The sequence below is a fragment of the Marisediminitalea aggregata genome (assembly GCF_900129565.1).
In the GTDB taxonomy this organism is placed as follows: domain Bacteria; phylum Pseudomonadota; class Gammaproteobacteria; order Enterobacterales; family Alteromonadaceae; genus Alteromonas; species Alteromonas aggregata.
In genome coordinates, this window is record NZ_FQWD01000008.1 from 159,143 (window position 1) to 172,641 (window position 13,499).

Sequence of the window (13,499 nt, forward strand, 5' to 3'; positions counted from 1 at the left end):
AAAGTGGTATCGAATAACATAAAATTTACATGGCGGCATTGCAAACTTTGTGTGGCATCGAGCAACGGGCAAGACAGGTTGAGGTTTCATAGAGCCCTGATCATCTCATTGTCACAAATCTGTATTAATGTTGCCGATTCTGTATTTTTCGGGTGAAGACTACCTTGAAAGACTCCCCAAATGAGGCTGATTGGCAAGGCTTGGTAAAATCAACGACAGACCACACTCAAAATGCTTTAAAAGCATTTATTTGTGGTTTGACGAGCGACCCTGTTGTCGCTGAGGATGTGTTACAAGAAACTTTATTACGCACCAGTAAAAGTGTGAAATTTGCAGAGCTTGAAAACCCTCTGGCATACATGATTACTGTTGCCAAGTCAGTACTTTATGATTTCCAACGGAAAGCCGTACCGAATGCGGTAGAGTGGCACTGCGTAGATATGGAGGCCGCCAATGATAGCCCGGATACCCAGTATCAAAATGCGAGTAAATTGGCTTTTATCGAAACAGTTTTAGCGAATATGTCCGCTTTGCGCAGAGATGTTTTTATCATGCGCCGGGTCGACGGTATGAGTCGCGACGATATTGCAACGGCACTCGATATCAGTGTGGAAGCTGTGAAAAAGCACCTGACCAGAGCTATGGTTGAACTCACTTTGCGATTGGAAGAAGCGGGTTGGGCTGATGGTACAGAATAACTTTAATTTATGTCCCCGAATGGTGAAAAATCGCCTCTACAAAATGGGTATAGGGCAACAGAGGCACTGATGGCAAGTAAGGATCATTTAGAACAGGCTGCAGACTGGTTTGATCGCGTTGAAGAATTGGATGAGCATGGCAAACAGGAATTGTCACTCTGGTTAACTGTACCTGAGCATCAGTTGGCTTTTACCCGTATTGCCACTGCAATCGGGCAGCCTGATGTCGCGTTGGCGGCCATTGAGTTGGCTAAGCAAAGCGGCACAGAGCACGGATCGAACACGCCTGTTGCTGTTACTACGCCTGGCAGAAAACGCCGTTTTGCTGGTGTGTGGTATGGCTTGGCTGCCAGTGCGGCAATCGTTATGCTGATAGTTGGACTGGGAGAAGTTAACGAGGCGACCAAAGACATGCCGTTGCCGGTAAAAAAAGCCCAACACAGTCAGGAGTTAACGTTATTCACTCCCAATGCATCGCCAAACTCTACCGTATTAAAAGACGGATCTGTGGTCTATCTCAGCGGAAATTCATCACTTGAAGTAAATCACACCGAGATATTACGAGAAGTAAGACTCAACAAAGGGCAAGCGTATTTTGATGTAGCACATTCAACAGAGCGACCTTTTGTCGTGAATGTCAATGAAACTAAAATTCAGGTTGTGGGGACGGCGTTTGATATAGATAAGTTGGCGCACCAGACCGTGATTAGAGTTTATGAAGGTGTGGTACGCGTTTTTGCTGACAAGTCACTGACGGTCATTAAAGGGGAAGGCGTCGTCCTTATGGATGGGAATTGGCATCATACTTTTCGTATCGATGACAAACTGTTGCCGGAGTGGCGCAGTGGTTGGCTGGATGTAGACAATCAACCTGTTGATGTTGTTGCTGAGCAACTTTCAAGGTATCTCTCAAAGCCTGTCCGTGTCGAAGGTCAAACAGGAAAGCGCATAGCAGGACGTTTTAATTTAGTAGATGCTGATAAAAGTCTAAAACTGCTGGCTGCCTCAGATGGTTTCACACTGGAAGAGCGCAGCGACATATTCGTACTAACGGTGTCAGACTGACCGGCTTGTAATGGAGAGGTGTTCATTGCGGGCCGGTGTAAATCGTTTGTTCTTGATGGTACTGGCCGCCGCTTTTTTCATAGTGGCACCACATGCCAATGGATCTTCGAACGATAAGCAACCCGTTAAGCGCATCTATACTCGAGTCCAAAGTCTGGGCGAAAGCTTACGTGAATTGTCAGTGCGTTTTGGGCAGTCTGTTATGACAGAGAGTGCCGAATACAACGCCGTCACCGCACCAGCTCTTAGTGGTGAATATACGCTCTCCCAGGCGCTAGAAATATTACTGAAGCCTACCGATTTACAGTATCGAATTACCAGCAATGGTGTCATTGTCGGACGTGTAGAAAATACGGTATCGCAAACACCAATCGAAGAAGTTTCGGTAACAGGGCTTCGGGCATCTTTGGGGGCATCTCGTGAACAAAAGCGTCGTAATGATGTTATTTCTGATGTCATCGTTTCAAGTGATTTAGCAAGCTATCCCGATCGTAATCTCGCCGAATCCATGCAACGCATCCCAGGGATGTCAATTACCCGTGAGGCTGGTGAAGGGCGGCAAATAATGCTGCGGGGGCTGAGTCCGGATTTTACATTGGTGATGCTAAACGGCATGACAGTGCTCGCTAACAATGATTCACCTATGGACAGTCGTCTGCAAAAGCAAAGAGATCGCTCATTCGACCTGAATTTATTTGCTACCGATCTGTTTAGTGAAATTCAGGTGTTAAAAACCTACGATGCAGAGCTTCCCACTGGCGGCATGGCAGGTATTGTTGCACTTTCAACCGCCCATCCTTTTGATCATCCAGGACTACATTGGAATGTGTCTGCCCAGGGAGGGAATAATCAGTTTGTAAACTCTTTGTCCAAGCGAATATCTGCCATGGTGTCGAATACTCGTGGACACTGGGGCGCGCTATTTTCTGTAGTCTATGGGACGCGCGACTATCAGGAAATGGGGGCGAATACCTTCCGCTGGCGACAAATCAGACCGGATGGCGCTGATATATCAGCACTGAGCGCCAACATTGCAGAACAGTGGCAGAATGGCGAGCTTTTCGTTCCTCGGGGAAATCGCTATTCGGTTTGGCAAAGCGACATGGATCGCACAGGCATTGGCGCTTCAATTGAATATAAATCTGACTTTGCTCATGTTTCGCTAGATTGGCTTTATGGCAGGCTGAGTGGGGAGCGATTCGAATATCATCTCTACCCAAGGGGCTATCGTTCCACTCCGGTCATCGAAAATGAAACGCGGGTTGTTGATGCTGTTGTTAATGAAAAAAATGAACTTGTTTATGCCGACTATTTAAACGGGCAAGTGGGCACGGAAAGCCGTTATCAGCAGGTGGCGACCAATTACAATCAATGGGTAATAAATCTGACTAACCAGTGGGGACCGACGTTAAAAGGTAAAGGCGTTATTGGCTGGGAGCAAGCGCGTTACGATATGCCTCAAAGTAACAAGGCTTACATGCAGGGCGCTACTGATATTTCAGTAGATTACCGCGGAAAATACTCACGTTTTGCCAACATTAATTACAAGGCGGATCTTACTCAGGCTGATTTTTGGCGAATGAAAGAACTGGATGCCGAGAGTTATTTTGCGACCACAGCGTTCTTCAATGCGCGTTACGTAGTTTCATACGCAGAAGATGTCAGTAGAGAATGGAAGGTAGGCGTTGATTGGGTGTCTTTCAACAACCAGACAGATCTGTTTGACATACAGGACCTGTTAATGAATGACTGGGAAAAAGGGAGCTTGAAGAGCACTGTACCAATTGAATTGAGTCGTCCACTAAACTCGCACCCGAGACTGAGTTGGCTGACGTTAGACACCAGTGCCGTGTTTAATGCATTTGGGTTGCCAAACAATATAGGCGCCTTAAAGGAATCCGATGTTGCTATGCGGGCTGAGCAGAGAGCAGAGCGGGATGAAATTAACGAGCATAGGTTGGGCCTGTTTTCGTCTTTAACTCTAGGTTCAGGTAACTGGAAGGTGAATCCCAGCTTGAGAATTGAGCACGAAAACATAGCCGTAAGTGCATCAGATACCGAGCCTGAATTGCATCGCTACTTGAGCCGAACACATTGGCTTCCGGCTCTTAATCTTCGATATTCAATATCGGCGGAAAGCATGCTGCGGTTAGCCTTGAGCAGAACATTGGGGCGACCGCAGTTGGACGATCTTACCACCAGCGTCCGGTACGACGAAGAACAGAATATTCTCTATGGTTACAATGAAAAACTCAGGCCTTACAGTGCTTACAATCTGGACATAGCGTGGGAAGAATATGCATCTGACAATAATCGATTCGCTATTAATGCATTTTCGAAGTTTCTTGACGACTACATTGTTTATGTCAACGAAACTAAGCCTGTTTCTGAACTAGCTGCTTACAATGGAAGTATATCTCTTCCAGATGCAGGTGAAGTCACTCTGGTGAGTGCAAAAAACGCAGAGCAGTCCTGGTTGTACGGTATTGAAACCAGTGCAGAAATTGACATGACCTGGCCTGGGAATCCGCAAAATCACTTTGGTGTTGTTGGAATTGTGAGTTATACACGGGGTAAAGTACGATACTACAATACCGACACTGGTGAACTATTATCGGTTAAAGGGTTGCCCTTTTTATCTCCCTGGCTCGCGAATCTGACTACATATTGGGAAAGTTACGACCTGAGTGTAAGGCTGTCAGTGACCTATCGGGATGACTATGTTGCGCGCGTGGACAGCCGAACACTTCAGGACGAAGATGAAACAGGTTTTGAAGACAGTATGTATGTGGATGCGGTAGTGGCCTGGCATATAGGCGATAAATGGGAAGTGCGGTTTGAGGCAACAAACCTGACAAATCAGCGAGAAATTCAATATTCAGATTCAGCCCATCGCCCCTACAATACCGCTGTAAGTGGAAGAGATTACTATGTTGGGATAACTTATCGATACTAGCTGAATTTGTTTATTGCCGGTGGGAACTCGTTGTTATTGAGATAAGGGCCTTAAATAAGACCCTTTAACGCGTGCGTAATCTGGTTACAGTGAGTAAGTCACACCCAGATAAAAAGTACGACCGCTAAGCGTTGTATTGTATAAGCGGTTATCTGAGTCTGAATATTGTTCTTCGCGTTCATCGCTGAGGTTTATGCCTTCAAGGCTAACCTTGAGCTTCTCATTGATGTTATAAAACGCTGAAAAATCCCAATACGTTGTGCCGTGAAAACCTGCTTCATCCTGGTCACTACTTGATGTTTCAACCTGAGTCAGGTACTCATCCCGATGCGCTGCAGATACGCGCGCGCCCCAACTGTCAGTCTCATAGTAAACAGTTAAGTTGTACGTGTTTTTAGATAACCCATAAAATGGTCGCGAAACCTGAACTGCCTGCCCGTCTACCAGAATATTGTGGACTGACTCACCATCGGCGTAGGTGTAATTGGCTATCGTTCCAAGCTTATCAAAGGGAGCGGGAAGAAAATCAAAATCTCTTTGGAAAGCTGCTTCCCAGCCATTAAAGTCACTGTCTTCCAGGTTTTGTGGCTGAGAGACGTTATACAGCGTGCTGACTGATTGTGGGTCGCCGTTTTCGTCTACCGCACCTTCAATCAAAGCAGAAGGATAGCCGGTTTCACCATAAGGCGTTGGTATAGTAACGGTGGCGATAAAGTTATCTATATTCTTTTGGAAATAAGACAGTGAAGCATACCCGACATCATCGAAGTAGTATTCGATGCCTGCTTCAACGTTCAGTGTTTCGAATGGTTGCAGTGACGGGTTGCCCGAGCTAATTGATAAGCCACTTGAACCAGCCAGAGGATCGGTATTAATGCTACCGCCTACTGCCAGATTGTTCAGCGTCGGACGGGTCAGGTTTTTTCCTGCGCTGGCGCGAAGTACCAGGTTATCGTTCGCATACCAGGCAACATTCATTGATGGCAGAAAGCCATCATAGTTACTGTTTATCGTGACGTAGTTGGTGTCATTCACCAGTCCGGTAGAAGATATGTCTGTTTCATAGTAACGAATGCCAATATTCGCTCGGAGAGTCGTTTCACCTAACATCATGTCGAGATCATAGAGTGCATAGGCAGCTTTGGTTTCTTCTTCTACATTGTTAGGCGTGCGGCTCATCGTGCCATTGCGATCAATATTGAAATCAGACAACACTGCATTGACATCAGTGCTCAGCCAGGACTGGCGTTCATGACTGTTGTTAACGTAAACGTTTGCAGCATCAATGACATCGTCAACGTCGCCTGACTGCCAAGCGCTACGAATCAGGTTATCGGTTTGCAGATAATTGTCGGTATGTTTGAATTGCTTGTACGACAATCCGAACTTAATACTGCTGTCCTCATTCAGGAATAGGTCGGCGTCAATTTTGGCTACATCAAAACTGTTTTCTACATAGTTTTCCAACAAATCGATTTCATGGTACCGGAATGCATTGATATCTGTTGGGTCATAGCCGTCAATGTAGGTGTTTTTACCGTAGAAGCGGTCGGGGCGATAATCTATCGTCATATTGGCAAATGATTCAAGATATACCTTGGCGCTATTATCTTCATACTCACTTTTCATATGACCGACAAGTGCTGACACTGCGAGATCTGCACTAATAGTCCAGTCAGAATTAAATACCAATTGGGTAATTTCAGTTTCAGCGGATTGATCACGGCTTTCTGAATGCAATGCGGTATTACTCCATTCAGAAAAAATCACTTCATTATTCTGATTGTATTCAATGTTGGTAAGCGCAGAGCAATAGTAGCGAGCCCCCTCATCATAGTCGGGCCCTGTGCATCCTAAAGCTGTGGAGCTTGAGCCACGGCTCTGTAGATGGAATTCAGCCCGATCGTTTTCAAGTTTGCCATACAGGGCATCCAAACCAAAAGACAGCTCGGTAGACGGTCGATACTGTAACGCAACGGTCGCACCAATGCGGGTTTGGTCGCTGTTGAAAAGCGAATAACGGCTACCCCGAGAGAAGCGCAGTTTACCGCTGTTTACGGCGGCTTGATCGTCTTCTGACAAGGCCGAAATATCTGAGCCTTGTGCATCTCGAGGTCGCCAACGATAAGTATTGTAACCTTGTTCACTGGTATCCCGGTTGCTATAGGCGATGGAAAAAAGGGCGCCAAACGTATCCCAGGTGTTTGAGACCAAAGCGGCAATACGTGGACTGGTATCGTCAGTATTCGAGTTCTGACCGGCCTGAGCATTGATTGCCCCTTTAAATCCGTCATAGTCAAATGGCTTGGCGGTATGTAGCCCAACTGTTCCGCCTATACCACCTTCATCCATATCGGCAGAATATGACTTCTTCACATCGATTTGATTGAACAATTCAGAGGCAAAGATATTAAAATCGAATGACCTCGAGTTGTTGGTAGTGCCGCGACTGTCCATTGGAGAAGATGATGTACCCAGTGCTTCCATGCCATTGAGTTGGACCTGGGTAAAGTCTGCGTTGAGGCCTCTAAGTGATATTTGACGTCCCTCACCAGCTTCACGCGTGATGGTAACACCCGGAACCCGCTGTAAGGATTCGGCCAGATTCAAACTGGGGAAATCGGCAATATCTTCTGCGAGTATTGTGTCCTGAGAGCCTAATGCGTCCTTTTTTAAGTCTTTCGCTTTAATCAGAGAGCTTCGGAAGCCGGACACTTCGATTTTTTCTATAATCTCTTCACCTGCTTGTTCTTGTGCGAGAGTGATACCTGAGACACTGCCCAGTACACTGATTACCGAAGCAGCCAGTGCGTGTTTTTTGAATGGAGCTTTCATCGTTTTTCCTGAGTTAAATGTTGAGTTTGGGATTTAGTAAAAAAAGGGTTTGTGCGCAGTACTGCCCCTTTGGCAAAACTGACTTCGTATTTGTCTCGCAAAGCCTGGGGAGAACCGGGATAAAAATCGGTAGAAATTATTTGAGCGCCACTGCTGAACGCGGCCTTTCTTTGTTTGCTTTTTTCCTGTCTGGAGGCTGAAAAATCAGCATCTGCTCGGGTACGTACCAAAAATCCATCAGACACCAATTGAAGAATTTCGCCGTGGTTGATGACAGGATCGTTCACAATCATGATGGCTGCGCCAGAGTCGTCTGCAGGCAACGACGTGAACATTGCGCGGCCAGCGAGTCCGGCATGGCCTTGCATAAAACGCTTGGTCTGCGATTTGTTGCCGTCGAATAGAAACAGAAACTTTCCTCGCAAGACCGACACGTCCGGCCAGCCTGCATTGACTATTGCTTCTCGCAAAGTTCCTCTGCTGCCCCTGATTGCGTCTGGTGTAATGAGTTTATCTTTCATCTGTTCACGGATAACCTTGTCCAGGTCGTTAAAAGTCTGCGCTGTGAATGGGCAGGGCGCCGGGCGCTTAATAAATGACGGTTGGCTTTCTTTCGCATTCATTATGACAACAATGGGAAAGTGCTTAGGGTGGTCATCGGACCATCGAACAAGTTTGGAAAGGCAGCGCGTTAAGTCGAAACAGTGGGACTTCATGTCGACGTGCGGAATATGAAGTACTTTGAATCCTGGCTTTGAAAGCTGTTCGATTTCCTGGTCATTTAACCAGTTTTCACCAAAACGAACGGCGAGCTCGGGATGACTGTACCGGTTTCCATGTACGTCATTCACAACGTCAATTTCGAGTTGACGAAGACCTGAGTCAAGCTGAGCCTCGAGAGAAATGTGACCGTAGTTCAGCTGAGTTGCCGCATGTTTATCCAAACCTACTAAATACTGATAAACCGATTCGGGTAATGCTTTTTTGTAGCTGTTATGAGATCCAATCCACTGATAGTCATTCAAACTTGCAGCACTAACAGTGTGAACAAAGCTCAAAGTAAAAAGCAGAATTGTCGGAATTTGCATGAATACCTCCTCACAGGTCATGTGCGAGGAAGAGGAGCGGAATACCAATTCGGGGACAGGTATATATTGCTAAATCATTAATTTTAATGAAATTGTCATATTTGAGATTAAATTTTTATTACATACAGCGACAGCTGTCCCCGTTTTTGGAATACCTAAGTCAATGTTAGTTGGGCAGGTACTTTTTGGGTATCTGATAGTGCTTTATTGGTGATCTGGGGCATGAGAAATGGGACGCATTTTGATTCGAACTTTGTATGTGGCAATTTCGTATTTTGTTTTGACTGGCTGCGCTATTGATAATGCAGAGCCGCAACATGAACTAAGTGGGGGGATTGAAGAACAGCCAAAAACAACAATCGCTTTTCTGGCTGATATCCATTTACATGATGTCGTTGCCAGTGCAAAAAAGCTGGATACGTCGGATCTACCTCGTCTTGCAAATGGGTCGCCAGTGTTGATCCGCAGTATGCAGGCGCAATTGCACTCTACCAGGCTGTTTAACGAAAATTATTTCGTCCTTAGAGCGATCCTGGATGAGCTTGCTAACAAGGGGATTGAGTTAGTCGCACTCCCCGGTGATTTCTCGGATGACGGTCAGCCCGCAAATATTGAAGCGTTGGCCAATTTACTTGATGAGTATCACACTCGATACGGTATGCGCTTTTTTGCTATTAACGGTAATCACGATCCTGTCAGGCCTTTCACCCGGCCAGGTGGTAAAGTAGATTTTCTCGACAAGCACGGTAAAGAGGTCGTTGTAGCCAGTAATGACCATCCAAAGTGTATTAGTAATACTGCCTGGCAATGTTCTGATGCGTTTCGCGAGTGGGGGTATAGAGAAATTGCTCGCACACTGATTCAACATGGATTCTCTCCCTCATCCGAAGATCAGTATTATGAAACGCCTTTTGGCACAACTGATCTGGATAAAAGAGGGTGGCAGTGGTGTGAGAACGACAGCGACGACGCGTGTGTTTTTATGCCCGATATGAGTTACGTGGTAGAGCCACAAAAAGACATATGGCTATTGGCTATAGATGCCAATGTTTATGAACCTGTTGGGAAACTTTCAGACCGAAAATTCAAAGGCTCAGGAAATGCAGGCTATAACGCCTTAATGGTCTACAAACCTGAACTTATAAAGTGGATAAAAAGTGTCGTTGAACGAGCTCGTCGAAAGGGTAAACGGTTGGTTTCTTTCAGTCACTTTCCCATGGCTGATTTCTACGATGACACCAAAAATGAACTGGTGACTTTATTCGGCGAAACGAGTATGCAGTTGAAACGAATGCCAACGCCGGAGACGACAGCTGCGCTGGCGCAAACGGGTTTGCGTCTTCACATGGCCGGACATATGCATTTATATGACACCCATACGCCCGGATCCGCAACAGGGCTGGTAAATGTTCAGGTTCCGTCTCTAGCAGCGTGGGTGCCGGGTTATTCATTGGTTACCCTGAACAGCGACAACTCTGCTGATGTCGATACTGTTATTCAGTCTTCAGTTCCGGGGTTCAACAGCCTGTTTCCAATATACAGGAAGGAACGGGAGCAACTTAGGATAAGCACAGATTCAGCTTGGTGGCCCGACATACTTGAAGCGGATGATTACCTGATGTTTACCGATGCGCATTTACGAGGTGTTGTTCATCATCGCTTTGTTGGTAAAGAATGGCCGAAACCTTTGGCAAAATACATTTCTGAGCATTCAATCGCTGATGTTATTACGCTTTTATTCGGGGAAGTATCCATCGACATAGCAGATAAAAAAACACTGGAAATGCCGGCAATGACACTCGCCTATGATTATTATCGGATACGGAATGCAGGACGATTTGTTGATTTAAAGGGGCGTGAGGCGCTTTATGAACGTTTAGGGACAAGGTTAGAGAACACGACGAATTCAATGTCTGGTATGCAACTTCAGATAAAACAACTACTAAAACTGCTCGCGATCGCTAACCAAAGACAGGATCCTACTCACATTCATGTTACTGGGGTGTAGCGACATATTGCCTGCTTTTTGACCATGTCGTGCGCCAGGTAAATGTGCTAGTATTCGCGCCCCGCATTTAACTGTGCCCGCTGGTGTCAGTTTGCGTCTTGTAAGTTAACCTGAGATATGAGAGATAAACGCAGTGTCTGAAGTTGAGAAAAGTAAGGAAAATATCGGCAGGCAAGCCATTAACCGGTGTATTTCTGTCGCCCCCATGCTGGATTGGACTGACCGCCATTGCCGCTATTTTCTGCGATTAATATCTCGTCATACATTGCTCTACACTGAAATGGTGACAACCGGTGCCATCATCTTTGGCAAAGGCGATTATCTCGGCTTTAACAACGAAGAACATCCTGTTGCCGTCCAATTGGGCGGCAGTAACCCTGACGACATGGCCCGCTGTGCTGAAAAAGCACAGGCTTACGGCTATGACGAAGTGAATATCAACGTTGGTTGTCCGTCTGATCGTGTTAAAAATGGCAGTTTTGGTGCGTGTTTAATGGCACAACCGGAGGTGGTTGCCGACTGTGTTAGCGCCATGCAAAAGGCAGTGGATATTCCGGTTACGGTTAAGTGTCGCATCGGTATAGACGACATGGACGAATACGAGGACTTCAGCCGCTTTATTGATGTGGTTGCCAATGCCGGTTGCGATACGTTTATTGTGCACGCGCGCAAAGCCTGGCTGCAGGGATTAAGTCCTAAAGAGAATCGTGACATTCCGCCGCTAAACTACCCGCGCGTGTATCAGCTCAAACAGTCTCATCCGGAACTCACCATCGACATTAACGGCGGAATCACAACACTGGCACAAACTGACGAGCATCTGCAACATGTTGATGGCGTAATGATTGGTCGTGAAGTTTACGCAAATCCCTATATTTTAGCTGAAGTAGACAAGCGTTATTATCAGGACGATACGCCGGTATTGACCCGGGAGGAGATTGTTGCGGCGATGCAGTCGTATATTGATCGCCAGGACGCTCCTTACTTCAAGCCTTGGCACGCAGTGCGTCATATGCTCGGTTTATTCCAGGGCCAGCCCGGTGGACGAGTATGGCGCCGTTACCTGAGTCAAAATGGCACTGGCAAACAGCCTGATCCCCAGCTGCTCACGAACGCCTTAGCAGCAATGAAAGAAACTGCGCAACGGGCTAACGACTATCAATCGTCCTCTGTTGGTTAATTTAACCACAAGGTTGGTCTAATTTGCTAAAAAATGGATCGTGTGATTTTTGTACAGTCTGGGTGGTTCGGTACGGGATCTAAATTAACTAGTTAAAACAATCGGTTAAATTTTAAAGACGATCTGGCACAGGTTTCGCTATTAAGTTGGCAACATAGACATTGTTCAACTAAACGAAGAGGAAACCACCATGAAAGTTAAATCAATTGTTATGACAGCTGTTGTTGCGTTAGGTCTTGCTGTAAGTGCTCAGGCAAATGCTGAAGAATCTGCGGTACAGCGTTTAATGGGAAGCTTAATTTCAAACGCAGTCACTGCTACGCAGGCTGAGATTGCACTGGAAGTTCAGCAAAACATTGCCAATACTACTTACCACTTGTCACTGAATGACATGCCAGTAGGTAAAGTGTCGGTACAGGAAATTGCCTCTAACGAGGTGAGCGAGGAAGACAAGAACACTGCAGAGTAATGGTTGGTATGCGCATGATGTACGCACAGCCATTACTGATCAGTTATGTACTGTTTCTGCCGGTGTTGATATTTAGTATCTTTGCGTTTTTGCTCTCATTGGTAAATACCGTGAAGCAAAAGATAAAACCGCACTTCACCAGCAAATTAAGACAGATTCGAAGGCACAGGTAACCGTAAAAACGTTACCTGTTTTTGTTTGTAGCCCTAACAACGTTGTAGATTTAGCTCTCATTGCTTTAAACCTCCCTATCTGATTTCACACTTCTGCACATAGTCCATTCGCTGTTTATCCATTGCATTCCCAAACCTGTTCCAACGTTTTTAGCCTGGTTTTACATAATAGTCCCAGCAGCGCCGTGGCGAGCCTGGCACGTTGATTTTTAGCTGTGGTTAAATTAACCAATCGAGTGGTTAATTTCACTACTCGTTGATTTGTTTAGTTTAGAGGAATACGTCCTAGAAAATTTAAAATTCAATAAAACGCAATAAAAACAGTTGTTTATGAGTTTTTTCAAAGCTGGCACAGCTTTCGCAATCAGTTATAGCGTAAGCAACTTAATCTTTTATTTATTATTGAAAAGGAAATTATCATGAAACTTAAATCAATCGTTGTGACTTCAGTTATCGCTTTAGGCTTAACTATGAGTGCTCAGGCAAACGCTAATGAATCAGCCCTGCAACGTTTAATGGGTAGCCTGATTTCAAGCGCAGTCAGTACAACACAGGCAGAGATTTCAAACAGCGTTCAACAAAACATCGCAAACGTGACTTACCATTTGTCACTGTCTGACGCTCCGGTAGGCTCTGTGTCTGTGCAAGACCTGGCAAAAGTAGAAGAAGTGAAAGAAAGCAACACGGCTGACGAATAAGTACCAAGGTAAGCATGATGTACGCTCAGCCCTTACTCATCAGCTATGTATTGTTTTTGCCGGTAGTGAGTTTCAGTGTCTTTGCTTTTGCGCTGTCGCTGATAACAACGGTAAAACAAAAAATTAAGCCGCATTTTGCAAAACATGCAGGCAATCTGGGACTCTCCCGAAGGTACAGGTAACCGTCAAACGTTACCTGTTTTTTTATGTGCGGAAACCGCAAGCTGCTTCGTTAACTTCCCTGTCAGTACTCTTCGATCACCCACATTCTTTAACCTCTGTTTTTGCTGGATCCCAACCAGAACCCGGCTGCGTGAAGGCATATCACT

The 13,499-nt window shown here is 45.8% G+C and carries 9 protein-coding genes; 7 read left to right on the forward strand and 2 right to left on the reverse strand.

Going from position 1 to position 13,499, the window contains the following annotated elements:
- Positions 1 to 164 precede the first annotated feature (164 nt).
- The 3 genes from BUB81_RS20495 to BUB81_RS20505 all read left to right on the forward strand — a co-directional run bounded on the left by BUB81_RS20495 (position 165) and on the right by BUB81_RS20505 (position 4,719).
- Positions 165 to 698 carry an RNA polymerase sigma factor gene (locus BUB81_RS20495; protein ID WP_162359764.1) on the forward strand — a complete coding sequence of 178 codons (534 nt, stop codon included), beginning with the start codon at positions 165 to 167 and terminating at the stop codon, positions 696 to 698.
- 69 nt (positions 699 to 767) lie between these two features.
- Positions 768 to 1,763 (forward strand): FecR family protein, encoded by a 996-nt coding sequence (locus tag BUB81_RS20500; RefSeq protein ID WP_073325219.1) that lies wholly within the window; start codon positions 768 to 770, stop codon positions 1,761 to 1,763.
- 202 nt (positions 1,764 to 1,965) lie between these two features.
- On the forward strand, positions 1,966 to 4,719 hold the full coding sequence (locus BUB81_RS20505; RefSeq protein WP_175555843.1) for a TonB-dependent receptor: 2,754 nt from the start codon (positions 1,966 to 1,968) through the stop codon (positions 4,717 to 4,719).
- Positions 4,720 to 4,803: 84 nt separating this feature from the next.
- Here the strand turns inward: BUB81_RS20505 and BUB81_RS20510 are convergent, their stop codons facing one another.
- Positions 4,804 to 7,554, reverse strand: coding sequence for a TonB-dependent receptor (locus BUB81_RS20510; RefSeq protein ID WP_073325221.1), 2,751 nt, complete (start codon positions 7,552 to 7,554; stop codon positions 4,804 to 4,806).
- A complete protein-coding gene (locus tag BUB81_RS20515; RefSeq protein WP_073325222.1) occupies positions 7,551 to 8,642 on the reverse strand; it encodes a Ca2+-dependent phosphoinositide-specific phospholipase C in 1,092 nt (363 codons plus the stop codon). The genes BUB81_RS20510 and BUB81_RS20515 overlap by 4 nt, the downstream gene beginning before the upstream one ends.
- Before the next feature lie 229 nt (positions 8,643 to 8,871).
- On the opposite strand from BUB81_RS20515, the gene BUB81_RS20520 reads away from it, so the two are divergent.
- The 4 genes from BUB81_RS20520 (at position 8,872) to BUB81_RS20535 (ending at position 13,170) form a co-directional block, all read left to right on the forward strand.
- Complete coding sequence (locus BUB81_RS20520) at positions 8,872 to 10,650, forward strand: metallophosphoesterase (RefSeq protein ID WP_073325223.1); 1,779 nt, start codon at positions 8,872 to 8,874, stop codon at positions 10,648 to 10,650.
- 133 nt (positions 10,651 to 10,783) lie between these two features.
- On the forward strand, positions 10,784 to 11,830 hold the full coding sequence (gene dusA / locus BUB81_RS20525; protein WP_073325224.1) for a tRNA dihydrouridine(20/20a) synthase DusA: 1,047 nt from the start codon (positions 10,784 to 10,786) through the stop codon (positions 11,828 to 11,830).
- A gap of 190 nt (positions 11,831 to 12,020) precedes the next feature.
- On the forward strand, positions 12,021 to 12,299 hold the full coding sequence (locus tag BUB81_RS20530) for a hypothetical protein (RefSeq protein ID WP_073325225.1): 279 nt from the start codon (positions 12,021 to 12,023) through the stop codon (positions 12,297 to 12,299).
- Positions 12,300 to 12,891: 592 nt separating this feature from the next.
- Positions 12,892 to 13,170, forward strand: a complete 279-nt coding sequence (locus BUB81_RS20535) for a hypothetical protein (protein WP_073325226.1) — start codon at positions 12,892 to 12,894, stop codon at positions 13,168 to 13,170.
- Positions 13,171 to 13,499 lie beyond the last annotated feature (329 nt).